General features: G+C 69.1%; 27 protein-coding genes. 24 read left to right on the top strand and 3 right to left on the bottom strand.

Annotated elements, in window-relative coordinates; genetic code table 11:
• The first annotated feature begins 53 nt into the window (after nt 1–53).
• The 16 genes from rpsH to truA all read left to right on the top strand — a co-directional run bounded on the left by rpsH (nt 54) and on the right by truA (nt 10170).
• Nucleotides 54–452 carry a 30S ribosomal protein S8 gene (gene rpsH / locus ACH4MY_RS24435; protein WP_030359017.1) on the top strand — a complete coding sequence of 133 codons (399 nt, stop codon included), beginning with the start codon at nt 54–56 and terminating at the stop codon, nt 450–452.
• 21 nt (nt 453–473) lie between these two features.
• A complete protein-coding gene (rplF, locus tag ACH4MY_RS24430; protein WP_121830637.1) occupies nt 474–1013 on the top strand; it encodes a 50S ribosomal protein L6 in 540 nt (179 codons plus the stop codon).
• 3 nt (nt 1014–1016) lie between these two features.
• On the top strand, nt 1017–1400 hold the full coding sequence (rplR, locus tag ACH4MY_RS24425; RefSeq protein ID WP_398005853.1) for a 50S ribosomal protein L18: 384 nt from the start codon (nt 1017–1019) through the stop codon (nt 1398–1400).
• 46 nt (nt 1401–1446) lie between these two features.
• Nucleotides 1447–2049 (top strand): 30S ribosomal protein S5, encoded by a 603-nt coding sequence (gene rpsE, locus ACH4MY_RS24420; RefSeq protein ID WP_030214033.1) that lies wholly within the window; start codon nt 1447–1449, stop codon nt 2047–2049.
• The gene (gene rpmD / locus ACH4MY_RS24415) at nt 2049–2231 is read left to right on the top strand and encodes a 50S ribosomal protein L30 (protein WP_015035589.1); all 183 of its coding nucleotides are present in this window, start codon (nt 2049–2051) and stop codon (nt 2229–2231) included. The genes rpsE and rpmD overlap by 1 nt, the downstream gene beginning before the upstream one ends.
• 1 nt (nt 2232) lies before the next feature.
• Nucleotides 2233–2688 carry a 50S ribosomal protein L15 gene (gene rplO / locus ACH4MY_RS24410; RefSeq protein WP_030318646.1) on the top strand — a complete coding sequence of 152 codons (456 nt, stop codon included), beginning with the start codon at nt 2233–2235 and terminating at the stop codon, nt 2686–2688.
• Nucleotides 2689–2901: 213 nt separating this feature from the next.
• Nucleotides 2902–4221, top strand: a complete 1320-nt coding sequence (secY, locus tag ACH4MY_RS24405; protein WP_073910637.1) for a preprotein translocase subunit SecY — start codon at nt 2902–2904, stop codon at nt 4219–4221.
• Nucleotides 4221–4868 carry an adenylate kinase gene (locus tag ACH4MY_RS24400; RefSeq protein ID WP_398005852.1) on the top strand — a complete coding sequence of 216 codons (648 nt, stop codon included), beginning with the start codon at nt 4221–4223 and terminating at the stop codon, nt 4866–4868. The genes secY and ACH4MY_RS24400 overlap by 1 nt, the downstream gene beginning before the upstream one ends.
• Before the next feature lie 96 nt (nt 4869–4964).
• Complete coding sequence (map, locus tag ACH4MY_RS24395) at nt 4965–5816, top strand: type I methionyl aminopeptidase (RefSeq protein ID WP_398005851.1); 852 nt, start codon at nt 4965–4967, stop codon at nt 5814–5816.
• Between the two features lie 182 nt (nt 5817–5998).
• The gene (infA, locus tag ACH4MY_RS24390) at nt 5999–6220 is read left to right on the top strand and encodes a translation initiation factor IF-1 (protein WP_003956442.1); all 222 of its coding nucleotides are present in this window, start codon (nt 5999–6001) and stop codon (nt 6218–6220) included.
• A gap of 62 nt (nt 6221–6282) precedes the next feature.
• The gene (gene rpmJ, locus ACH4MY_RS24385; protein WP_003956441.1) at nt 6283–6396 is read left to right on the top strand and encodes a 50S ribosomal protein L36; all 114 of its coding nucleotides are present in this window, start codon (nt 6283–6285) and stop codon (nt 6394–6396) included.
• Nucleotides 6397–6600: 204 nt separating this feature from the next.
• Complete coding sequence (rpsM, locus tag ACH4MY_RS24380) at nt 6601–6981, top strand: 30S ribosomal protein S13 (RefSeq protein ID WP_398005850.1); 381 nt, start codon at nt 6601–6603, stop codon at nt 6979–6981.
• Between the two features lie 66 nt (nt 6982–7047).
• Entirely contained in the window at nt 7048–7452 is a 405-nt protein-coding gene (gene rpsK, locus ACH4MY_RS24375) for a 30S ribosomal protein S11 (protein ID WP_003956432.1), read from the top strand.
• 125 nt (nt 7453–7577) lie between these two features.
• On the top strand, nt 7578–8600 hold the full coding sequence (locus ACH4MY_RS24370; protein ID WP_024755423.1) for a DNA-directed RNA polymerase subunit alpha: 1023 nt from the start codon (nt 7578–7580) through the stop codon (nt 8598–8600).
• A 162-nt stretch (nt 8601–8762) separates the two neighbouring features.
• Entirely contained in the window at nt 8763–9230 is a 468-nt protein-coding gene (gene rplQ / locus ACH4MY_RS24365; RefSeq protein ID WP_398005849.1) for a 50S ribosomal protein L17, read from the top strand.
• An 82-nt stretch (nt 9231–9312) separates the two neighbouring features.
• Nucleotides 9313–10170, top strand: a complete 858-nt coding sequence (gene truA / locus ACH4MY_RS24360; protein WP_398005848.1) for a tRNA pseudouridine(38-40) synthase TruA — start codon at nt 9313–9315, stop codon at nt 10168–10170.
• On the opposite strand, the gene ACH4MY_RS24355 is transcribed toward truA, so the two are convergent.
• Nucleotides 10141–11145 (bottom strand): hypothetical protein, encoded by a 1005-nt coding sequence (locus ACH4MY_RS24355; RefSeq protein ID WP_398005847.1) that lies wholly within the window; start codon nt 11143–11145, stop codon nt 10141–10143. The genes truA and ACH4MY_RS24355 overlap by 30 nt on opposite strands.
• Before the next feature lie 56 nt (nt 11146–11201).
• On the opposite strand from ACH4MY_RS24355, the gene ACH4MY_RS24350 reads away from it, so the two are divergent.
• The 4 genes from ACH4MY_RS24350 (at nt 11202) to glmM (ending at nt 15531) form a co-directional block, all read left to right on the top strand.
• Nucleotides 11202–12824: an ABC-F family ATP-binding cassette domain-containing protein gene (locus ACH4MY_RS24350; RefSeq protein ID WP_398005846.1), complete on the top strand. Its 1623-nt coding sequence runs from the start codon at nt 11202–11204 to the stop codon at nt 12822–12824.
• 227 nt (nt 12825–13051) lie between these two features.
• The gene (gene rplM / locus ACH4MY_RS24345; RefSeq protein ID WP_030318630.1) at nt 13052–13495 is read left to right on the top strand and encodes a 50S ribosomal protein L13; all 444 of its coding nucleotides are present in this window, start codon (nt 13052–13054) and stop codon (nt 13493–13495) included.
• A gap of 44 nt (nt 13496–13539) precedes the next feature.
• Nucleotides 13540–14052: a 30S ribosomal protein S9 gene (gene rpsI / locus ACH4MY_RS24340; RefSeq protein ID WP_015035601.1), complete on the top strand. Its 513-nt coding sequence runs from the start codon at nt 13540–13542 to the stop codon at nt 14050–14052.
• A gap of 120 nt (nt 14053–14172) precedes the next feature.
• Nucleotides 14173–15531, top strand: coding sequence for a phosphoglucosamine mutase (gene glmM, locus ACH4MY_RS24335; protein ID WP_398005845.1), 1359 nt, complete (start codon nt 14173–14175; stop codon nt 15529–15531).
• A 106-nt stretch (nt 15532–15637) separates the two neighbouring features.
• Here the strand turns inward: glmM and ACH4MY_RS24330 are convergent, their stop codons facing one another.
• The gene (locus ACH4MY_RS24330; RefSeq protein ID WP_398005844.1) at nt 15638–16588 is read right to left on the bottom strand and encodes a DUF389 domain-containing protein; all 951 of its coding nucleotides are present in this window, start codon (nt 16586–16588) and stop codon (nt 15638–15640) included.
• An 18-nt stretch (nt 16589–16606) separates the two neighbouring features.
• Nucleotides 16607–17680 (bottom strand): type I pantothenate kinase, encoded by a 1074-nt coding sequence (coaA, locus tag ACH4MY_RS24325; RefSeq protein WP_398005843.1) that lies wholly within the window; start codon nt 17678–17680, stop codon nt 16607–16609.
• Nucleotides 17681–17890: 210 nt separating this feature from the next.
• Here coaA and ACH4MY_RS24320 point away from each other — a divergent pair, with 210 nt between their 5' ends.
• From ACH4MY_RS24320 to ACH4MY_RS24305, 4 genes are all read left to right on the top strand, one after another.
• Entirely contained in the window at nt 17891–18640 is a 750-nt protein-coding gene (locus tag ACH4MY_RS24320; RefSeq protein WP_398005842.1) for a hypothetical protein, read from the top strand.
• A 39-nt stretch (nt 18641–18679) separates the two neighbouring features.
• Nucleotides 18680–20527, top strand: a complete 1848-nt coding sequence (glmS, locus tag ACH4MY_RS24315) for a glutamine--fructose-6-phosphate transaminase (isomerizing) (protein WP_398005841.1) — start codon at nt 18680–18682, stop codon at nt 20525–20527.
• Between the two features lie 18 nt (nt 20528–20545).
• Nucleotides 20546–20914, top strand: coding sequence for a holo-ACP synthase (locus ACH4MY_RS24310; protein WP_041664125.1), 369 nt, complete (start codon nt 20546–20548; stop codon nt 20912–20914).
• A gap of 244 nt (nt 20915–21158) precedes the next feature.
• Nucleotides 21159–22610, top strand: coding sequence for an NAD(P)H-hydrate dehydratase (locus ACH4MY_RS24305; protein ID WP_398005840.1), 1452 nt, complete (start codon nt 21159–21161; stop codon nt 22608–22610).
• Nucleotides 22611–22761: the final 151 nt, after the last annotated feature.

The following is a 22761-nucleotide window of genomic DNA, read 5'->3' as shown; positions in this document are numbered from 1 at the left end:
GGGAGAGGGATGGCGCACTGGAAACCCCGGCGAGAGAGGCCGAAGGCCAATTCATGACCATGACTGATCCGATCGCGGACATGCTGACTCGTCTGCGTAACGCGAACTCGGCGTACCACGACTCCGTGGCTATGCCGCACAGCAAGATCAAGTCTCACATCGCGGAAATCCTCCAGCAGGAGGGCTTCATCACGGGCTGGAAGGTCGAGGACGCCGAGGTCGGCAAGAACCTCGTCCTCGAGCTCAAGTTCGGTCCGAACCGTGAGCGCTCCATCGCGGGCATCAAGCGGATCTCGAAGCCCGGTCTCCGGGTTTACGCGAAGTCCACCAACCTGCCGAAGGTCCTCGGCGGTCTGGGCGTGGCGATCATCTCCACGTCCCACGGCCTCCTGACCGGCCAGCAGGCAGGCAAGAAGGGCGTAGGTGGGGAAGTCCTCGCCTACGTCTGGTAGTCGGGAACGGAGGAATAGCTAATGTCGCGTATTGGCAAGCTGCCTATCCAGGTTCCCGCCGGCGTGGACGTCACCATCGAGGGCCGCACGGTCACGGTCAAGGGTTCCAAGGGCACCCTGAGCCACACCGTCGCCGCGCCGATCGAGATCGTTAAGGGCGAGGATGGCGTGCTCAACGTCAACCGTCCGAACGACGAGCGTCAGAACAAGGCCCTTCACGGCCTGTCCCGCACGCTGGTGGCCAACATGATCACCGGTGTGACCCAGGGTTACGTGAAGGCGCTCGAGATCAGCGGTGTCGGTTACCGCGTGGCCGCGAAGGGCTCCAACCTGGAGTTCCAGCTCGGCTACAGCCACCCGATCCTCGTCGAGGCGCCCGAGGGCATCTCGTTCAAGGTCGAGTCGCCGACGAAGTTCTCGGTCGAGGGCATCGACAAGCAGAAGGTCGGCGAGGTCGCGGCGAACATCCGCAAGCTGCGGAAGCCCGACCCGTACAAGGCCAAGGGCGTCAAGTACGCCGGCGAGGTCATCCGCCGCAAGGTCGGAAAGGCTGGTAAGTAAGCCATGGCATACGGTGTGAAGATCGCCAAGGGCGACGCTTACAAGCGCGCGGCCAAGGCTCGCCGCCACATCCGCATCCGCAAGAACGTGTCGGGTTCGGCGGAGCGTCCGCGCCTCGTCGTGACGCGTTCGAACCGCGGTATCACCGCTCAGGTCATCGACGACCTCAAGGGTCACACCCTTGCGTCGGCGTCGACCCTGGACGCGTCGATCCGTGGTGGCGAGGGTGACAAGTCCGCGCAGGCCAAGCAGGTCGGCGCTCTTGTCGCCGAGCGCGCCAAGGCCGCTGGCGTCGAGACTGTCGTGTTCGACCGTGGTGGCAACAGGTACGCCGGGCGCATTGCCGCTCTGGCTGACGCCGCCCGCGAAGCCGGGCTGAAGTTCTAAGCCCCGGTTCCGGGACTAACGGACGTAACAGAGAGAGGTAAATCCAATGGCTGGACCCCAGCGCCGCGGAAGCGGTGCCGGTGGCGGCGAGCGGCGGGACCGGAAGGGCCGCGACGGTGGCGCTGCCGCCGAGAAGACCGCGTACGTTGAGCGCGTTGTCGCGATCAACCGCGTCGCCAAGGTTGTCAAGGGTGGTCGCCGCTTCAGCTTCACCGCGCTGGTCGTGGTGGGCGACGGTGACGGCACCGTAGGTGTCGGTTACGGCAAGGCCAAGGAAGTTCCCGCGGCCATTGCCAAGGGTGTCGAGGAAGCCAAGAAGAACTTCTTCAAGGTTCCCCGCATCCAGGGCACGATCCCTCACCCGATCACGGGTGAGCGTGCCGCGGGCGTCGTGCTGCTGAAGCCGGCTTCCCCCGGTACCGGTGTTATCGCCGGTGGCCCGGTGCGCGCCGTTCTGGAGTGCGCCGGCGTTCACGACATCCTGTCGAAGTCGCTCGGCTCGTCCAACGCGATCAACATCGTGCACGCGACCGTGGCGGCCCTCAAGGGCCTGCAGCGTCCCGAGGAGATCGCGGCTCGCCGTGGTCTGCCCCTCGAGGACGTCGCCCCCGCGGCTCTGCTTCGTGCACGTGCTGGGGCGGGTGCGTAATGGCTCGCCTCAAGGTCACGCAGACGAAGTCGTACATCGGCAGCAAGCAGAACCACCGCGACACCCTGCGTTCGCTTGGCCTCAAGAAGGTCAACGACGTGGTTGTCAAGGAGGACCGCCCCGAGTTCCGCGGAATGGTTCACACCGTCCGCCACCTCGTGACGGTCGAGGAGGTTGACTGACATGGCGGAGACCAACCCGCTGAAGGCCCACAACCTCCGTCCCGCCCCCGGCGCCAAGACCGCGAAGACCCGTGTCGGTCGTGGTGAGGCGTCGAAGGGTAAGACGGCCGGTCGTGGTACCAAGGGCACGAAGGCCCGTTACCAGGTTCCGCAGCGCTTCGAGGGTGGGCAGATGCCCCTCCACATGCGTCTGCCGAAGCTCAAGGGCTTCAAGAACCCGTTCCGCACCGAGTACCAGGTCGTGAACCTGGACAAGCTCACCGCGCTCTACCCGCAGGGTGGCGAGGTCACGGTGGCCGATCTGGTCGCCAAGGGTGCGGTTCGCAAGAACCAGCTCGTCAAGGTGCTCGGCACCGGCGAGATCACCGTGGCGCTGCAGGTGACGGTCGACGCCGTCTCCGGCTCCGCCAAGGAGAAGATCGCCGCTGCCGGCGGCACCGTCACCGAGCTCGTCTGAGACGACTCGATGGCTTGAACATCCGATCGGGGATGCCTCCCAAAAGGGGCATCCCCGATTGGTCGTTCCTAGGGGGGCATGGTCGCCGGTAAGGTGGCGTGCACTGTCTAGACTCCGTGCGGTATGCCCGCACGGGATTGATGACCGATACCTATTCGTCGAACCTCAAGACCGTCACCCTTGACGCCTAGCGCGGGGGTCGCAGGAGGCACCGTGCTCACCGCGTTCGCCCGGGCGTTCAAGACGCCCGACCTGCGCAAGAAGCTGCTCTTCACGCTCGCCATCATCGTGCTGTACCGCCTCGGGGCCCACATCCCGGTCCCCGGCGTCAGCTACGAGGCCGTCCAGCAGTGTGTCAAGCAGGCCAGCGAGGGCAACAACAGCCTCTTCGGCCTGGTCAACATGTTCAGTGGCGGAGCGCTGCTGCAGATCACCATCTTCGCGCTCGGCATCATGCCGTACATCACGGCCAGCATCATCCTGCAGCTGCTGACCGTCGTGATCCCGCGGCTCGAAGCCCTCAAGAAGGAGGGTCAGTCCGGTACCGCCAAGATCACGCAGTACACCCGGTACCTGACGGTCGCCCTCGCAGTGCTTCAGGGCACCGGTCTCGTGGCCACCGCCAAGAGCGGTGCGCTGTTCAGCGGTTGCCGTGTCGCGGACCAGGTCGTCCCCGACCCGTCGATCTTCACCATCGCCACGATGGTCCTCACGATGACCGCCGGTACCTGCATCGTCATGTGGCTCGGTGAGCTCATCACCGACCGCGGCATCGGCAACGGCATGTCGATCCTGATGTTCATCTCGATCGCCGCCGGCTTCCCGGGCGCCCTGTGGGCCATCAAGGAGAGCGGCAAGCTCGCCAAGGGCTGGATCGAGTTCGGCACCGTCATCCTCATCGGCTTCGTGATGGTGGCCCTCGTGGTCTTCGTCGAGCAGGCACAGCGCCGCATCCCGGTGCAGTACGCGAAGCGCATGATCGGCCGGCGTTCCTACGGCGGTACGTCCACGTACATCCCGCTGAAGGTGAACCAGGCGGGTGTGATTCCTGTCATCTTCGCTTCGTCGCTGCTCTACATCCCGGCTCTGATCGCGCAGTTCTCGAACTCCACCGCAGGGTGGAAGACCTGGATCGAAGCCCACTTCGTCAAGGGTGACCACCCCTACTACATCGCCACGTACTTCCTTCTGATCGTGTTCTTCGCCTTCTTCTATGTGGCGATCTCGTTCAACCCCGAGGAAGTCGCCGACAACATGAAGAAGTATGGTGGCTTCATCCCGGGTATCCGGGCTGGTCGACCTACTGCCGAGTATCTGAGCTACGTGCTCAACCGGATCACTTGGCCGGGCTCGCTGTACTTGGGTCTGATCGCTCTTGTGCCGACGATGGCGTTGGCAGGCTTCGGTGGCGCCAATGCCAACTTCCCCTTCGGTGGGACGAGCATCCTCATCATCGTGGGTGTGGGGCTGGAGACCGTGAAGCAGATCGAGAGCCAGCTCCAGCAGCGCAATTACGAAGGGTTCCTCCGCTGATGCGAATCGTCCTCGTCGGACCGCCCGGTGCCGGCAAGGGAACGCAGGCTGCGTTCCTTGCCAAGAACCTGGACATCCCGCACATCTCCACGGGCGACCTGTTCCGCGCCAACATCTCTCAGGGCACGGATCTGGGTCTCAAGGCCAAGGCGTTCATGGACGCCGGCGACCTGGTGCCCGACGAGGTGACCATCGGGATGGCCAAGGACCGGATGGAGCAGTCGGACGCCGCCAACGGCTTCCTGCTGGACGGGTTCCCCCGCAACGTGGCTCAGGCCGAGGCCCTGGACGTCGTCCTGAAGGCCGAGGACATGCAGCTCGACGCGGTCCTGGACCTCGAGGTCCCCGAGGACGAGGTTGTGAAGCGGATCGCGGGTCGCCGCATCTGCCGCAACAACAGCGCTCACGTGTTCCACGTGACGTACACCCCGCCGAAGGCCGAAGGCGTCTGCGACGTCTGCGGCGGCGAGCTCTACCAGCGTGACGACGACTCCGAGGACACGGTCCGCCGGCGCCTGGAGGTCTACCACACGCAGACCGAGCCGATCATCGACTACTACCGGGCGCAGAACCTGGTCGTGACGATCTCGGCGCTCGGCAAGGTGGACGAGGTCACCGCGAAGGCGATGGCCGCGCTCAAGAAGTAACCCCGGTTCGTTCGATACGGCCGCGGTGCCCCTCGGGGGCGCCGCGGCCGTATCGTTGTTCTGTTCCCCGTACTCGATGGAAAGGCCTCGGCCACGATGGTGCAGATCAAGACCCCCGAGCAGATCGCGAAGATGCGCGAGGCGGGGCTGGTCGTCGCCGCCATTCACTCGGCGACCCGTGAGGCGGCCGTGCCGGGCGCCACGACCCGCGACCTCGACGAGGTCGCGCGGAAGGTCATCGCCGACCACGGCGCGAAGTCGAACTTCCTCGGGTACGGCGGTTTCCCCGCGACGATCTGCACCTCGGTGAACGAGGTCGTCGTCCACGGCATCCCCGACGAAAAGACCGTCCTCAAGGACGGCGACATCATCTCCATCGACGCGGGCGCGATCGTGGACGGCTGGCACGGTGACGCCGCCTACACGGCCTTCGTGGGCACCGGGCACGCGCCGGAGCTCGTCGAGCTCTCCCGTGTCACGGAGGAGTCGATGTGGGCGGGCATCGCCGCCATGAAGCCCGGCAACCGGCTGGTGGACGTCTCCAAGGCGATCGAGACCTACATCAAGCGTCAGCCGCGGCCGCCGGTCGGCGACCACAGCCTCGGCCGGTACGGGATCATCGAGGACTACGGCGGCCACGGCATCGGCACCGAGATGCACATGGACCCGCACCTGCTGAACTACGTCTCCCGCAAGCGCGGCAAGGGCCCGAAGCTGGTCCCCGGCTTCTGCCTGGCGATCGAGCCGATGGTCTCCCTCGGTACCCCGCACACGGAGGTCCTGAAGGACGACTGGACCGTCATCACCACCGACGGCACCTGGTCCTCCCACTGGGAGCACAGCATCGCGCTGACCGAGGAGGGTCCGCTCGTCCTGACGGCGGTCGACGGCGGCAGGGCGAAGCTGGCGGAGCTGGGTGTCGTGGCGGCTCCCGACCCGCTCGCGTAGTCCGCGGCAGCGTGGAATTTCTACGGCGTGGTGCCTTGCGTAAGGATCAGTCCGGGTGGGCAGACTTCCCGATTCGTCTTTTCCTGGGGCCTGACGTAGACTGATGCGTCGGCTCTCGTGTACCCGTGTGTCCGCATACGGTGGCGACAGTCGATCAAGGTAGCCGATTCGAAAGGCGAAGCGTGGCCAAGAAGCAAGGTGCCATCGAAATCGAGGGCACCGTGATCGAGTCTCTCCCGAACGCCATGTTCAAGGTGGAGCTCCAGAACGGTCACAAGGTCCTCGCGCACATCTCCGGCAAGATGCGGATGCACTACATCCGAATCCTTCCGGACGACCGGGTCGTCGTGGAGCTCTCTCCGTACGACCTGACGCGTGGCCGGATCGTCTACCGGTACAAGTAGATCTTGCCCGCACCCCGCCTTGCGCGCGGGTGGTGGCACTGACCCGGAGAACCTCACATCCCATGAAGGTCAAGCCGAGCGTCAAGAAGATCTGCGACAAGTGCAAGGTGATCCGCCGTCACGGTCGGGTCATGGTCATCTGCGACAACCTGCGCCACAAGCAGCGCCAGGGCTGACGCACGCCGACCGACCTGCATTTCGCAGTTCTTCGCGCGACGCATAGCAATTCGTACATACGCAGAGCCCGTCGGGCCGTGTTCCACGGTTGACGGCACCTCCGGCGGGGGCCGGGGACCCGGACGTACCATTCTTCGCACCTTCGAAGAGTCGGCGGTCGGGAGCGGTTCTGCAGAGACCCCCGAGAACACAGGAGCCATTGAATGGCACGCGTTTCCGGTGTTGACATCCCGCGCGAAAAGCGTGTGGTGGTCGCACTCACCTACGTCTTCGGCATCGGGCGTACCCGGTCCGAGGAGATTCTCGCCGCGACCGGCGTGAACCCGTCCACCCGTGTCCGTGAGCTTGCCGAGGAAGACCTCGTCAAGATCCGCGAGTACGTGGACGCCAACCTCCAGACCGAGGGTGACCTCCGTCGCGAGGTCGCCGCCGACATCCGCCGCAAGGTCGAGATCGGCTGCTACCAGGGTCTGCGCCACCGTCGTGGCCTGCCCGTCCGCGGCCAGCGCACCAGCACGAACGCTCGTACCCGCAAGGGCCCGCGTCGCGCCATCGCCGGCAAGAAGAAGCCGGGCAAGAAGTAGTCCTCAGCGGACGCTTGACCAAGCGGTCTTCGCTGTAGGACCGACCACCTCCCGTAGGAGATATAGATGCCCCCCAAGGGTCGTCAGGGCGCTGCCAAGAAGGTGCGCCGCAAGGAAAAGAAGAACGTCGCTCACGGCCACGCGCACATCAAGAGCACGTTCAACAACACGATCGTCTCGATCACGGACCCCTCGGGCAACGTGATCTCCTGGGCCTCCGCCGGCCACGTCGGCTTCAAGGGCTCGCGCAAGTCGACTCCGTTCGCCGCGCAGATGGCCGCCGAGTCGGCCGCCCGCCGCGCGCAGGAGCACGGCATGCGCAAGGTTGACGTCTTCGTCAAGGGTCCGGGCTCCGGCCGCGAGACCGCGATCCGCTCCCTCCAGGCCACGGGCCTCGAGGTCGGTTCGATCCAGGACGTCACCCCCACGCCGCACAACGGCTGCCGTCCCCCCAAGCGCCGCCGCGTCTGACGCACGGCTGCTTGACACCGGATTCGGGCGGTACGGCTCTTCGGACCGTGCCGCCCGTACTCTTGCAGTACGTACCACCCGTAGGGCGTCAAATAGTGGGCGTCCACGACTGAAGGAATAAAGACATGCTGATCGCTCAGCGTCCTTCGCTGACCGAAGAGGTCGTCGACGAGTTCCGCTCCCGGTTCGTGATCGAGCCGCTGGAGCCGGGCTTCGGCTACACCCTCGGCAACTCCCTCCGCCGTACCCTCCTCTCCTCGATCCCGGGTGCCGCTGTCACCAGCATCCGCATCGACGGTGTCCTGCACGAGTTCACCACCGTGCCGGGCGTCAAGGAGGACGTGACCGACCTCATCCTCAACATCAAGCAGCTGGTCGTCTCCTCGGAGCACGACGAGCCGGTCGTGATGTACCTGCGCAAGCAGGGCCCGGGTCTGGTCACCGCCGCCGACATCGCGCCCCCGGCCGGTGTCGAGGTGCACAACCCCGACCTCGTCCTCGCCACGCTCAACGGCAAGGGCAAGCTGGAGATGGAGCTGACCGTCGAGCGCGGTCGCGGCTACGTCTCCGCCGTCCAGAACAAGCAGGCGGGCCAGGAGATCGGCCGTATCCCGGTCGACTCCATCTACTCCCCGGTGCTCAAGGTCACGTACAAGGTCGAGGCGACCCGTGTCGAGCAGCGCACCGACTTCGACAAGCTGATCGTCGACGTCGAGACCAAGCAGGCCATGCGCCCGCGTGACGCCATGGCGTCCGCCGGTAAGACCCTGGTCGAGCTGTTCGGTCTGGCGCGCGAGCTCAACATCGACGCCGAGGGCATCGACATGGGCCCGTCCCCGACGGACGCCGCCCTTGCCGCCGACCTGGCGCTGCCGATCGAGGAGCTCGAGCTCACCGTTCGTTCGTACAACTGCCTCAAGCGCGAGGGCATCCACTCCGTGGGTGAGCTCGTGGCGCGCTCCGAGGCCGACCTGCTCGACATCCGCAACTTCGGTGCGAAGTCGATCGACGAGGTCAAGGCGAAGCTGGCCGGTATGGGCCTCGCGCTGAAGGACTCGCCCCCCGGCTTCGACCCGACCGCCGCCGCCGACGCCTTCGGCGCCGACGACGACGCGGACGCCGGCTTCGTCGAGACCGAGCAGTACTGATCGCTCGGGCCCGACGGTCCAGATTTGGCTGCGGGCCGGCTTCGGCCGGTCACGCAGTTCCCCGCGCCCCTCTGGGGCGCGGGGTCTCCGACGGGTGACCGCCCGCTCGGACACTGACATCGGTACCTCATACGGCCGGTGCAGATCACAAGGAGAAACACCATGCCGCGTCCCGCGAAGGGTGCCCGCCTCGGCGGTTCCGCCGCGCACGAGAAGCTGCTCCTCGCCAACCTGGCGAAGTCGCTCTTCGAGCACGGCCGCATCACCACCACCGAGGCCAAGGCCCGTCGCCTGCGTCCGGTCGCCGAGCGCCTGATCACCAAGGCGAAGAAGGGCGACATCCACAACCGTCGCCTGGTGCTGCAGACGATCACCGACAAGGGCATCGTCCACACCCTCTTCACCGAGATCGCCCCGCGTTACACGGAGCGCCCCGGTGGCTACACCCGTATCACCAAGATCGGCAACCGTCGTGGCGACAACGCCCCGATGGCCGTGATCGAGCTGGTCGAGGGCGAGATCGCCAAGAAGGCGACCGTCGCCGAGGCCGAGGCCGCCACCGTGCGCGCCGTCAAGGAGGCCGACGAGGCCGCCACGACCGAGGCCGCCGAGGAGTCGAAGGACGCGTAAGCGTTCTTCCGACGTTTCTCGTGTGCGGGCCCGTACCCCCTGGGGTGCGGGCCCGTTCCCGTGTGTTTGAGAGGATCTCCGCGTGAGCGATGACGTGCAGGACGGGTTCGTACGGGTTCGGCTTGACCTGTCGTACGACGGCAAGGACTTCTCCGGCTGGGCCAAGCAGGCCCAGGGGCGGCGGACCGTGCAGGGGGACATCGAGGACGCCCTGCGGACGGTGACCCGGTCCAAGGAGACGTACGAGCTGACCGTGGCCGGCCGGACCGACTCCGGGGTGCACGCGCGCGGTCAGGTCGCCCATGTCGACCTGCCCGTCGAGCTGTGGGCCGAGCACCACGACAAGCTGCTCAGGCGGCTCGCGGGGCGCCTCTCCCACGACGTGCGGATCTGGTCCCTGACCGAGGCTCCCAGCGGCTTCAACGCCCGCTTCTCCGCGATCTGGCGCCGCTACACCTACCGCGTCACCGACAACCCCGGCGGGGTCGACCCGCTGCAGCGCGGGCACGTGCTCTGGCACGACTGGGCGCTCGACATGGACGCCATGAACGAGGCGGCCGCCGCGCTGGTCGGTGAACACGACTTCGCCGCGTACTGCAAGCGCCGCGAGGGCGCCACCACCATCCGCACGCTCCAGGAGCTGCGCTGGGAGCGGCGCGCGGACGGGGTGATGGAAGCCACCGTGAAGGCCGACGCCTTCTGCCACAACATGGTCCGCTCGCTGGTCGGCGCCCTGCTCTTCGTCGGCGACGGGCACCGGCCGGTGGACTGGCCGGGCAAGGTGCTCGCGGCCGGCGTCCGTGACTCGGCCGTCCATGTCGTACGGCCGCACGGCCTCACCCTCGAAGAGGTGGGCTACCCGGCCGACGAGCTCCTGGCCGCCCGCAATCTGGAGGCCAGGAACAAGCGGTCACTCCCCGGGAGCGCCGGCTGCTGCTGAGGCTTGGGCGCGGCCGCGGGCGTAGATCTGGTTGAAGGCGAAGGTCCCCAGGTCGTCGCTGGCCTGGAAGACCGGCTTGTCGGCCTTGGTGACCTTCTTGCCGTTGGTGAAGCCGGCCTGGGTGAAGTAGGCGTACCGGCCGACCGAGTTCGAGCGGCGCAGGCAGACCGTCGCGTGGCAGAAGTCACCCACGCCCGCGCCGACGAGCGGGGCGACGCCGCCGGTGGCCTGGGTCTTCGCCTTGAGGGCCGCGGCCTCCGACGGGAAGACGGCGACGCCGACGGTGATCGCCACGCCGTCCTTCACATAGGTGGCGCGGAGCACCTTCTGGCAGCCGTTCTTCTTCAGGACGGCGCCGAGGCCGCCCTGGGTGACGGCCGCGCAGTCGGTGGTGGCCGAGGTCGCGCCCTTCTTGTACGGGCGCTTGTTCATCGTGAGCTTCTTGCCCGGGAAGAGGCCCTCCGCGGAGAGCGGCGCCTTGTCCTTCTTCGGGTCCGAGATGTAGTCCTTCGGGTTCGGCGGGGGCGGCGGCGCCACCGAGGAGAAGGTCGGCTCGGGGGTCGACGAAACGGTGGGGGAGACCGTGCCGGTCGGCACCCCGCCGTTCTCGGCCTCGTCGTTCTTCTTGCCGCTGGCCACCACGGCCGTGGCGACGATCGCGCCGACGATCAGGGCGGCCACCGCGCCACCGCCGATCATCAGCCAGCGCTTGCGCCGGTTACGGGAGGCCGAGGCGTCGGCCAGGGCGCCCCAGTCCGGGGTCCCGCCGCCGCCCTGGGCGCCCGGGAAGGGTTCCTGGGTCCCCTGGGGTCCCTGTGCCCCCGGGAAGGCGCTCGGCTGCTGCCCGTAGCCCTGCTGCTGCCCGAAGTCGGGCTGTTGCCGCCCGTACCCCTGCTGTCCCTGCGGCTGCCGTCCGTACCCCTGCTGCCCGCCCTGCTGCGGCTCTTGCGGCCACTGCGGTCCCCCAAAGCTCATGCCGCGCATCCTAAACCGGTTGGGCCGAGCCGACGCGGGCGGCGACAATGCACCTCATGGGACATGTCGAGGCCGCGCATCTTGAGTACTACCTTCCCGACGGGAGGGTCCTGCTCGGGGACGCCTCCTTCCGGGTGGGGGAGGGCGCCGTCGTCGCCCTGGTCGGGGCCAACGGCGCCGGCAAGACCACACTGCTCCGGCTGATCTCCGGGGAGCTCCAGCCGCACGGCGGCGGCGTCACCGTCAGCGGCGGCCTCGGCGTGATGCCGCAGTTCGTCGGCTCCGTGCGGGACGAGTCCACCGTGCGTGACCTGCTGGTGTCGGTGGCCCAGCCCCGGATCCGGGAGGCCGCGAAGGCCGTCGACGAGGCCGAGCACCTGATCATGACGGTCGACGACGAGGCCGCGCAGATGAAGTACGCGCAGGCCCTCAGCGACTGGGCCGAGGTGCAGGGGTACGAGGCCGAGACCCTCTGGGACATCTGCACCATGGCCGCGCTCGGCATGCCGTACGACAAGGCGCAGTTCCGGCAGGTCAGGACGCTCTCCGGCGGTGAGCAGAAGCGGCTCGTCCTGGAGTCCCTGCTGCGCGGCTCCGACGAGGTGCTGCTCCTCGACGAGCCGGACAACTATCTCGACGTCCCCGGCAAGCGCTGGCTGGAGGAGCGGCTGCGGGAGACCCGTAAGACCGTGCTGTTCATCTCCCACGACCGGGAGCTGCTCTCCCGGGGCGCGCAGAAGATCGTCGCGGTCGAGCCCGGCCCGGCCGGCTCGGACGTCTGGGTGCACGGTGGCGGGTTCGACACCTTCCACGAGGCGCGGCGGGACCGGTTCGCCCGCTTCGAGGAGCTGAAGCGTCGCTGGGACGAGAAGCACGCCCAGCTGAAGAAGCTCGTCGTCAACCTGCGGCAGGCGGCGTCCGTCAGCCACGACATGGCCTCCCGGTACGCCGCGGCCCAGACGCGGCTGCGGAAGTTCGAGGAGGCGGGGCCGCCGCCGGAGCCGCCGCGCGAGCAGGACATCAAGATGCGGCTGCGCGGCGGCCGGACCGGTGTACGCGCGGTGACCTGCGAGAACCTTGAGCTGACCGGTCTCATGAAGCCGTTCTCGCTGGAGATCTTCTACGGGGAGCGGGTCGGCGTCCTCGGCTCGAACGGGTCGGGCAAGTCGCACTTCCTGCGGCTGCTCGCGGGGGACCCGTCGGTCGCCCACACCGGGAACTGGAAGCTGGGCGCCCGGGTGGTGCCGGGGCACTTCGCGCAGACCCACGCGCACCCGGAGCTGACCGGCCGGCCGCTCGTCGACATCCTGTGGACGGAGCACGCCAAGGACCGGGGCGGGGCCATGTCGATGCTGCGCCGGTACGAGCTGGAGCGGCAGGGCGACCAGCCCTTCGACAAGCTCTCGGGCGGGCAGCAGGCGCGGTTCCAGATCCTGCTCCTGGAGCTGGCCGGCACCACGGCGCTGCTGCTCGACGAGCCGACGGACAACCTGGACCTGGAGTCGGCGGAGGCCCTTCAGGACGGTCTTGAGGCGTACGACGGGACGGTGCTCGCCGTGACCCACGACCGGTGGTTCGCGAAGAGCTTCGACCGGTTCCTGGTGTTCGGCTCCGACGGGGTCGTACGGGAGACGACCGAGCCCGTGTGGGACGAGCGGCGGGTCGAGCGGGCGCGGTGACCTGGTGTCTCTCGGCGTTTTGACCCGTCGGGGGCAGCGCGGGTAGTGTTGCGGTTTGTTATGCGTATTGGCTTCGCGGTTCTCACGCGAAAAACCTTTACGCAGGTTCCCTGGAGCAGTTACCAGTGGCTCGCATACGGGCGTCGTTCCCGGCAGTGCAAGCCCCAGCTGCATGATCGCTTCAGGTGTGTCTGGACTCCATCCACTGAAGAAGCGAAGGCTACGAAGTGCGTACGTACAGCCCCAAGCCCGGCGATGTCACTCGCCAGTGGCACATCATCGACGCGCAGGACATCGTCCTGGGCCGTCTGGCGACCACGGCTGCGAACCTCCTCCGAGGCAAGCACAAGCCGGTTTACGCGCCCCACATGGACATGGGCGACTTTGTCATCATCATCAACGCTGACAAGGTCCACCTGTCCGGCAACAAGAAGACCCAGAAGCTGGCGTACCGCCACTCCGGCTTCCCGGGCGGTCTGCGCTCCGTCCGTTACGACGAGCTGCTCTCCAAGAACCCCGAGAAGGCCGTCGAGAAGGCCATCAAGGGCATGATCCCCAAGAACACCCTGGGCCGTCAGATGATCTCGAAGCTGAAGGTCTACGCGGGCGAGAACCACCCGCACGCTGCGCAGCAGCCGGTTCCGTTCGAGATCACCCAGGTCGCGCAGTAGTTCCGGCCACACCCCCTAAGAACGAAAGAAATCTGAGGAGCATCGTGGCCGAGACCACCCCCGAGACCCCCGTCGACGAGTTCGAGGGCGTTGAGGAATACACCACCGAGACCGAGCTCGTCGAGGGTGAGTACACCTCCGAGTCGCTCGCGTCCCGCTTCGGCGACCCGCAGCCGGCCGCCGGCCTGGGCCGTCGCAAGAACGCCATCGCCCGCGTCCGGATCGTTCCGGGCACCGGCAAGTGGAAGATCAACGGTCGCACCCTTGAGGACTACTTCCCCAACAAGGTGCACCAGCAGGAAGTCAACGAGCCCTTCAAGGTGCTCGAGCTCGACAACCGCTACGACGTCATCGCCCGCATCGCGGGTGGCGGTGTCTCCGGTCAGGCCGGCGCCCTGCGCCTCGGCGTGGCCCGTGCGCTGAACGAGGCGGACGTCGAGAACAACCGCCCGGCGCTGAAGAAGGCCGGCTTCCTCTCCCGCGACGACCGTGCGGTCGAGCGCAAGAAGGCCGGTCTCAAGAAGGCCCGTAAGGCTCCGCAGTACAGCAAGCGTTAATCGCCTGCTCGGTCTGCATTCGTACGCCCCGGCGGCACTGCCCGTGCCGTCGGGGCGTACGTTTTTTCATAACCTCTTTTTCTTTCATCAGCTTGGGCACGTATTTCTCGGAGGACAGCTGTGGGACGACTCTTCGGCACGGACGGCGTACGCGGTGTGGCCAACGCGGACCTGACGGCGGAGCTCGCGCTCGGCCTGTCGGTCGCGGCGGCGCACGTGCTCGCCGAGGCGGGCACCTTCGAGGGCCATCGGCCGACCGCGGTGGTCGGGCGTGACCCCCGCGCGTCCGGAGAGTTCCTCGAGGCCGCCGTCGTGGCGGGACTCGCCAGTGCCGGTGTCGACGTCCTGCGGGTCGGCGTCCTGCCCACCCCGGCCGTGGCCCACCTCACCGGCGTCCTCGGCGCCGACCTCGGTGTGATGCTCTCCGCCAGCCACAACGCCATGCCCGACAACGGCATCAAGTTCTTCGCGCGCGGCGGCCACAAGCTCGCCGACGACCTCGAGGACAGGATCGAGTCCGTCTACGAGGAGCACCGCACCGGCGCCCCCTGGGAGCGTCCGACCGGTGCCGGTGTCGGCCGTGTCCGTGACTACGACGAGGGCTTCGAGACCTACGTCGCCCACCTCATGTCCGTGCTCCCCAACCGTCTCGAAGGCCTCAAGGTCGTCCTCGACGAGGCCCACGGTGCCGCCGCCCGCGTCTCGCCCGAGGCCTTCACCCGGGCCGGCGCCCAGGTCGTCACCATCGGCGCCGAGCCGGACGGCCTCAACATCAACGACGGCTGCGGCTCCACCCACCTCGGGCTGCTGAAGGCCGCCGTCGTCGAGCACGGCGCCGACCTGGGCATCGCCCACGACGGCGACGCCGACCGCTGCCTCGCGGTGGACGCCGCGGGCAACGAGGTCGACGGCGACCAGATCCTCGCCGTGCTCGCCCTCGCCATGCGCGAGGCCGGGACGCTGCGCGGGGACACCGTCGTCGCCACCGTCATGTCCAACCTGGGCTTCAAGCTCGCCATGGAGCGCGAGGGCCTGAACCTCGTCCAGACGGCGGTCGGCGACCGCTACGTCCTGGAGTCCATGAAGGAGAACGACTTCGCGCTCGGCGGCGAGCAGTCCGGGCACGTCATCGTCCTCGACCACGCCACCACCGGCGACGGCACCCTCACCGGCCTCATGCTGGCCGCCCGGGTCGCGGCCACCGGCAAGTCGCTCGCGGACCTCGCCGGGGTGATGGAGCGGCTGCCGCAGATCCTCATCAACGTCCCGGACGTCGACAGGGCCCGGGTGAAGACCTCCGGCGACCTCGCCGCCGCCGTCACCGCCGCCGAGCAGGAGCTCGGCTCCACCGGCCGCGTCCTGCTGCGCCCCTCCGGCACCGAGCCGCTGGTCCGCGTCATGGTCGAGGCGGCCGACATCGAGCAGGCCCGCGCGGTGGCGCAGCGCCTCGCGGATGTCGTGAAGTCGGCGCTGGGATAACCTTTCTGAGGCACCGTCATGCTTACGGGGGAGGCCCCGCCGCACCGGACTCCGGCGCGGCGGGGCCTCCTCTCGTACGGGACCCTTCGTGCGTGGTGATGCGGGGTCAGCCCCGCCGCAGATGGCGCTTGAGGCGCCCGCGGTGCTTCCGCCACAGCCGCTGCTGGAGGGCCAGGGTCGCCGTGCCCGCCAGCATGATGCCCAGCAGGTTGAGCAGGAGCTGCTCGATCGACCCCCACATCTGCCCGACCTCTCCGTAGCTGAGCGCCACCGCCGCGTTCGCCGCCGCCGGGACCGTGGTCACCGAGATCGCCACGCCCACCAGGGCGCCCGACTTGGACGAGGTGAGGGAGAGGGTTCCGGCCGCGCCGGCCAGGAGCGCCACCACGAAGGAGAACAGGTCCGGCTGCCAGATGAAGCTGGTCTGCGGACGCTCCGCGTCCAGCATCTCCTTGCTGAACTGGCTCAGCCAGTCCATGAGCAGGCTGAACACGGTCGTCGCCAGGATGGCCGTCGCGAAGCCGATGAGCAGCGCGGTCAGTGACCGTACCGCCAGTCTCGGCGCCCGCTGCACGATCGCCGTGCACACCCCGGCGAGCGGGCCGAACTCCGGGCCGACGGCCATGGCGCCCACGATCAGGATCGCGTTGTCCAGGACGACACCACAGGCCGCGATCATCGTCGCGAGGCCCATGAAGGAGAGATAGGTGAAGGAGAGCGTCGACTCCTCGTGGGTGGCTTCCGCCAGCTGTTCCCAGATCACGGCGTCCGCGCCCTCGCCCGGAGCGTCCTCCTCGGCCTTGTCCGCCCGTGTGGACATCGACAGGTCGATGCTCTCCACGGCGATCGACCCGTCCTGATCGATCTTCATGTCGCGCAGCCCATGCAGCAGTTCGTCGGTCGCCTCGCGCGCCATGTCGCACATGACCAGGTCGCCGACGGGATCGCGGGCGGCACCGGGCAGCACCACGAGGTGCGTGGTGCCGACCGTCGACTCGATCAGCTCGACCGCGAGCGTCGTGCGGTCGGGCGGGACGATCATCCGGAGGTGCAGCATGCCCCGAGCTTACGGAGATCAGAGCTTGCGGAGGCTGAGCCGCTGCACTTTGTGGTCGGATCCCTTGCGGACGACGAGTGTCGCCCGGCCGCGCGTCGGGGCCACGTTCTCCAGGAGATTCACCTTGTTGATGGTCCGCCACATGGTGCGGGCGTAGTCGAGCGCCTCCTCCTCGGACACCTGGGTGTAGCGCTGGAAGTACGAGGAGGGGTTCTGGAACGCGGTGTCGCGGAGCTTGCGGAAGCGGTTGAGGTACCAGCGTTCGATGTCCTCCGCCCGCGCGTCCACGTACACCGAGAAGTCGAAGTAGTCCGCCAGACCGACCCTGGTCCGGCCGTCCTTGCCGGGGAGTGCCGGCTGGAGGACGTTCAGGCCCTCCACGATGAGGATGTCCGGGCGGCGGACGACGAGCCGCTCGCCGGGCACACGGTCGTAGATGAGGTGCGAGTAGACCGGTGCCGTGACCTCCTCCTTGCCCGCCTTGATGTCCGCGACGAACCGGGTCAGGGCCCGGCGGTCGTACGACTCGGGGAAGCCCTTGCGGGACATCAGCCCACGCGCCTTCAGCTCCTCCATCGGGTAGAGGAAGGCGTCCGTGGTGACCAGTTCCACGCGCGGGTGCTCCGGCCAGCGGGCGAGCAGGGCCTGGAGGAGGCGGGACACCGTCGACTTGCCGACGGCGACCGAACCGGCGACCCCTATGACGAACGGGGTGCCGCGCTGTTCCGCGCTCTCGCCGAGGAAGGTGTTGAGGGCGCCGCGCAGTTCGCTGGTGGCCTGCACGTACAGGTTCAGCAGCCGTGACAGGGGCAGGTAGACGTCCCGCACCTCGTCGAGGTCGATGACGTCCCCGAGTCCGCGGACCCGCTCGACCTCGTCGGCGGTCAGGGGGAGCGGCGTCTTGTCGCGCAGGTCGCTCCACTCGGCACGGGTGAAGTCGACGTACGGGGTCGCCTCGGAGGGCCGACGGTGGCCGACGCCGTGGCGGGGGTTCCCGTGGGCGGGGGTACCTCCGGCCCCGGCGGCGGTGCGGGGCCCGGGTCCGTCGGCGGGGCCGTCCCCGTCGGAGCTTCGTGGCGGCGAAGTGATCACCCCGCCATTGTCGGGGGTCGAGGGCCTTCGTGGGTCGTGGGGTCGGTCACGCGACAAAAGCCGTTGTCCGACCGCCGGACTAGGGTGATCATTCTGATGCCGCGTGGGCTCCGGACTTCACGCGGGGGGATGCCGCCCCGTGCGGGCGGCACGAAGTCAGCACGAAGTCACCGCGAAGAGAACAGAGAGCCAGCTCAGATGCGTACGCCCATGAGAAACGCCGCCGTCGCCGCCACCGCCGTCTCCCTCGCCCTGCTCGTCACCGCCTGTGGCGGCGGGGAGAAGAGCGACGGCAAGGACAAGGGGACCGCCGCGCCCAGTGCCTCCGCGACGAGCGCGCCCGCGGCGAAGGCGCTGTCCGCCGCCGAGCTCGACAAGCTGATCGTCGAGAAGGCCGACCTCAAGGGCTACCAGGTGCAGAAGGCCGGGGCCGGGGACGTCGTCGCGGCGGACAAGGTCACCACCGACAAGGCCTCCTGCGCGCCGATCGCCCACGCCATGTCCTTCATCTCGCCCGGTTCCCCGGCCGCGTCGGCCGAGCGCAAGGTGCTCGCGGAGCCGAAGAAGGACGCGTCCGCCTCGCCCGAGGACGCGCTCACCGGGGCGCTCGGTGTCGAGATGACGGCGGTGACGCTCGGTTCGTACGAGGGCCAGGGCGCGCAGGACGCCTTCGCCTCGGTGAAGAAGGCCGGCGCCGAGTGCGCCGGCGGCTTCTCCGTGGTCCACCTCAAGGAGAGCACCAAGGTCTCCAAGGTCGCCCCGGAGAGCGTCACCGCCGGTGAGGAGGCGGTCGCCTTCACCGTCACCAGCGATCTGGAGGGCGAGTCGTTCACCAGCAAGCTCGTCGTCTTCCGCAAGGGCAACACGCTCGCGTCGTTCTCGACCATCAGCTTCGCCCCCGGCGGCGTCGCGGCCCTGCCGCAGAACCTGATCGACGCGCAGGCCGCCAAGCTGGGCTGACTCCGGCCCTTCGGGCGCGTTCGGTCGTAGGCTGCCGCCATGTGCGGAATCGTGGGATACGTCGGCGGGCAGTCGGCGCTTGATGTGGTGGTCGCGGGCCTCAAGAGGCTCGAATACCGGGGCTACGACTCGGCCGGTGTCGCGGTGCTCTCCGACGGAGGGCTGGCCGCGGCCAAGAAGGCGGGCAAGCTCGTCAACCTGGAGAAGGAGCTCGTGGACCGGCCGCTGGCCGGCGGGTCCGTGGGCATCGGACACACCCGCTGGGCCACCCACGGCGGGCCGACCGACGCCAACGCGCACCCGCACCTGGACAACGCCGGGCGCGTCGCCGTCGTCCACAACGGCATCATCGAGAACTTCGCGGTCCTGCGCGAGGAGCTCGCGGAGCGCGGCCACGACCTGGCGTCCGAAACGGACACCGAGGTCGTGGCCCACCTCCTCGCGGAGGAGTTCTCCTCGGCCGGGGACCTCGCGGAGGCCATGCGGCTCGTGTGCCGGCGGCTCGACGGGGCGTTCACCCTGGTCGCCGTGCACGCCGACCAGCCGGACGTCGTCGTCGGCGCCCGCCGGAACTCGCCGCTCGTCGTCGGTGTCGGCGAGGGCGAGAACTTCCTCGCCTCCGACGTCTCCGCGTTCATCGCCCACACCCGCTCGGCGATCGAACTCGGTCAGGACCAGGTCGTCGAGCTGACCAGGGACGGTGTCACCGTCACCGACTTCGACGGCACCCCGGCCGAGGTCCGCGCCTTCCACGTCGACTGGGACGCCTCGGCCGCCGAGAAGGGCGGCTACGACTACTTCATGCTCAAGGAGATCGCCGAGCAGCCGAAGGCCGTCGCCGACACCCTCCTCGGCCGCATCGACGGCAACGGCCGCCTCACCCTCGACGAGGTGCGCATCCCGGACGCGGTCCTCCGGGAGGCCGACAAGATCGTCATCATCGCGTGCGGCACCGCCTTCCACGCCGGTCTCATCGCCAAGTACGCCATCGAGCACTGGGCCCGGATCCCCTGCGAGGTCGAGCTCGCCAGCGAGTTCCGCTACCGCGACCCGATCCTCGGCCAGAAGACCCTGGTGATCGCGATCTCGCAGTCCGGCGAGACCATGGACACCCTGATGGCGCTCCGGCACGCCCGTGAGCAGGGCGCGAAGGTCCTCGCCGTGTGCAACACGAACGGGTCGACGATCCCCAGGGAGTCGGACGCCGTCCTCTACACCCATGCCGGGCCCGAGGTCGCCGTCGCGTCCACCAAGGCCTTCCTCACCCAGCTCGTCGCCTGCTACCTCCTGGCGCTCTACCTCGGGCAGGTGCGCGGCACCAAGTGGGGCGACGAGATCCACGCCGTCGTGCGCGAGCTGGCCAGGATCGGCGACGAGGTCGAGCGGGTCCTGGAGACCATGGAGCCCGTCCGGGCCCTCGCCCGCTCCCTCGCCCACAAGAACACCGTCCTCTTCCTCGGCCGGCACGTCGGCTACCCGGTCGCCCTCGAAGGCGCGCTGAAGCTCAAGGAGCTCGCGTACATGCACGCCGAGGGCTTCGCGGCCGGCGAGCTCAAGCACGGGCCGATCGCGCTCATCGAGGAGGACCTGCCGGTCGTCGTGGTGGTCCCCTCGCCCAAGGGCCGCTCGATCCTCCACGACAAGATCGTCTCCAACATCCAGGAGATCAGGGCGCGCGGAGCCCGGACGATCGTCATCGCCGAGGAGGGCGACGAGGCCGTCGTCCCGTACGCCGACCACCTCGTCCGCATCCCGGCCACGCCTACGCTGCTCCAGCCGCTGGTCTCCACGGTGCCGCTCCAGGTCTTCGCCTGCGAGCTCGCCACCGCGCGGGGCAACGAGGTGGACCAGCCGCGCAACCTGGCCAAGTCCGTGACCGTGGAGTGAGTGTGCGAGCGTGAACAGATGATCATTGGGGTGGGGATCGACGTGGCGGAGATCGACCGCTTCGCCGCGTCGATCGAAAGGACGCCGGGGCTGCTCCAGCGTCTCTTCGTCGAGCGGGAGCTGCTGCTCCCCAGCGGTGAGCGGCGCGGGCCCGCGTCGCTCGCGGTGCGGTTCGCCGCGAAGGAGGCCCTCGCGAAGGCGCTCGGCGCGCCGGGCGGGCTGCACTGGACGGACGCCGAGGTGTACGTCGAGGGCACCGGGCAGCCGCGGCTGCGGGTGCGCGGGACGGTGGCGGCGCGGGCGGCGGAGCTGGGCGTGAAGCACTGGCACGTCTCGTTGAGCCATGACGCGGGGGTGGCGTCCGCGGTGGTGATCGCGGAGGCGTGACGCCTTGAGGGGTGAGGGGCCGGGGGCCCGGCCGTCGGAGGACGGCCGGGCCCCCGGCCGTGTGCGCGCGGCTGCCAGGGCCGGCGGCGGGTTGTGTGTGCCGCGCGCGTCCGGGGGGGGGCCTCCGCCTGTCGTCCAGGAGTCGACCACCTGTCACTTAGGCAAGGCAAACCTAAGTCGAGTGAGGGGGAGCGTCAACCCTCACCTCCGGGCGGGGGCTTGAGGGCTGGGGCAGACTGCGAGCATGCGAACCGCTCACCGCGTGGAGACCGTACGGGCCGCCGAAGCCGCCCTCATGGCCCGTCTGCCCGAAGGCGCCCTCATGGCACGGGCCGCCGCCGGACTCGCCGCCGCCTGCTTCTCGCTCCTCGGCAAGGGGCGCGTCTACGGGGCCAGGGTCGTCCTCCTCGTCGGCAGCGGCGACAACGGCGGCGACGCCCTCCACGCCGGCGCCCGGCTCGCCCGCCGCGGCGCCGCGGTCACCGCCGTCCTGCTCGGCGACCGCGCCCACGAGGGCGGGCTCGCCGCGCTCCGGGCCGCGGGCGGGCGCGTCGCCGACGGCGCCGCCGACGACCCGTTCGAACCACTCGCCGCCGCCGACCTCGTCCTCGACGGCATCACCGGCATCGGCGGGCAGGGCGGCCTCAGGCCCGCCGCCGTGCCCGTCGCCCGGGCCGCACGCGGCTCCGACGCCGTCGTCGTCGCCGTCGACCTCCCGAGCGGCGTCGACGCGGACACGGGGGAGATCGCCGGGGAGGCGCTGCGGGCCGACGTGACGGTGACGTTCGGGACGTACAAACCCGCGCTTCTCGTCGACCCGGCGCGGTCGTACGCGGGCGCGCTCCGGCTCGTCGACATCGGACTCGGCGACGAACTGCCGGGCGTGCCCGACCTGGAGGCGCTCCAGCACCAGGACGTGGCGCGGCTGCTGCCCGTACCGGGCGCCGAGAGCGACAAATACCGGCGCGGGGTCCTCGGCGTCGTCGCCGGCTCCGCCCGCTACCCGGGCGCGGCCGTCCTCACCGTCGAGGGGGCGCTGCGGGGCGGAGCGGGGGCGGTGCGGTACGTCGGGCCCGCCGCCGACGCGGTGATCGCCCGGCACCCGGAGACGCTCGTCCACGCGGGGCCGCCGGACAGGGCGGGGCGGGTGCAGGCCTGGGTGGTCGGGCCCGGACTCGGCGACGAGCCCGGTGTCGCGGAGGTCCTCGCCTCGGAGGTGCCCGTCCTCGTGGACGCGGACGGGCTCCGCGGTCTCGACCCGGCGCTGGTACGGGCCCGCAGCGCGCCCACCCTGCTCACCCCGCACGCGGGGGAGGCGGCGGCGCTGCTCGGCGTGGCCCGGGAGGAGGTCGAGGCGGGACGGCTCGCGGCGGTACGGGAACTGGCGGAGCGGTACGGGGCGACGGTGCTGCTCAAGGGCTCCACGACGCTCGTGTACGGGGCGGGGGGAGGTCCCGTACGGGTGAACCCGACGGGGACGGGCTGGCTGGCGACGGCCGGCAGCGGCGACGTCCTCTCCGGCCTGGCGGGCTCGCTGCTCGCCGCGGGTCTGCGCCCCCTGGACGCGGGGTCGTGCGCGGCGTACCTCCACGGGCTGGCGGCGCGGCGGGTGTCGGAGGGACGGGGGCCGGTGACGGCGGGGGAGGTGGCGGAGGCGCTGGGGGGTGCGTGGCGGGATGTGACGGCGGGGTCGTAGGACCCCGCGGGACCCCCCCCCCCCCCCCCCCCCCCCCCCCCCCCCCCCCCCCCCCCCCGCCCCCCCCGGCACGTGCCGTTTATTTTTTTGTTTTCGTCGTATTACTTTATTTAAATTCAATTTTCCCATGTTGAACAAGGCCGCTTCGCGG

The organism is Streptomyces sp. NPDC017246, assembly GCF_044331325.1.
Lineage (GTDB): Bacteria > Actinomycetota > Actinomycetes > Streptomycetales > Streptomycetaceae > Streptomyces.
Note: the sequence above shows the minus strand (reverse complement) of the source record. Positions and strands in the feature narration are given on the sequence as shown.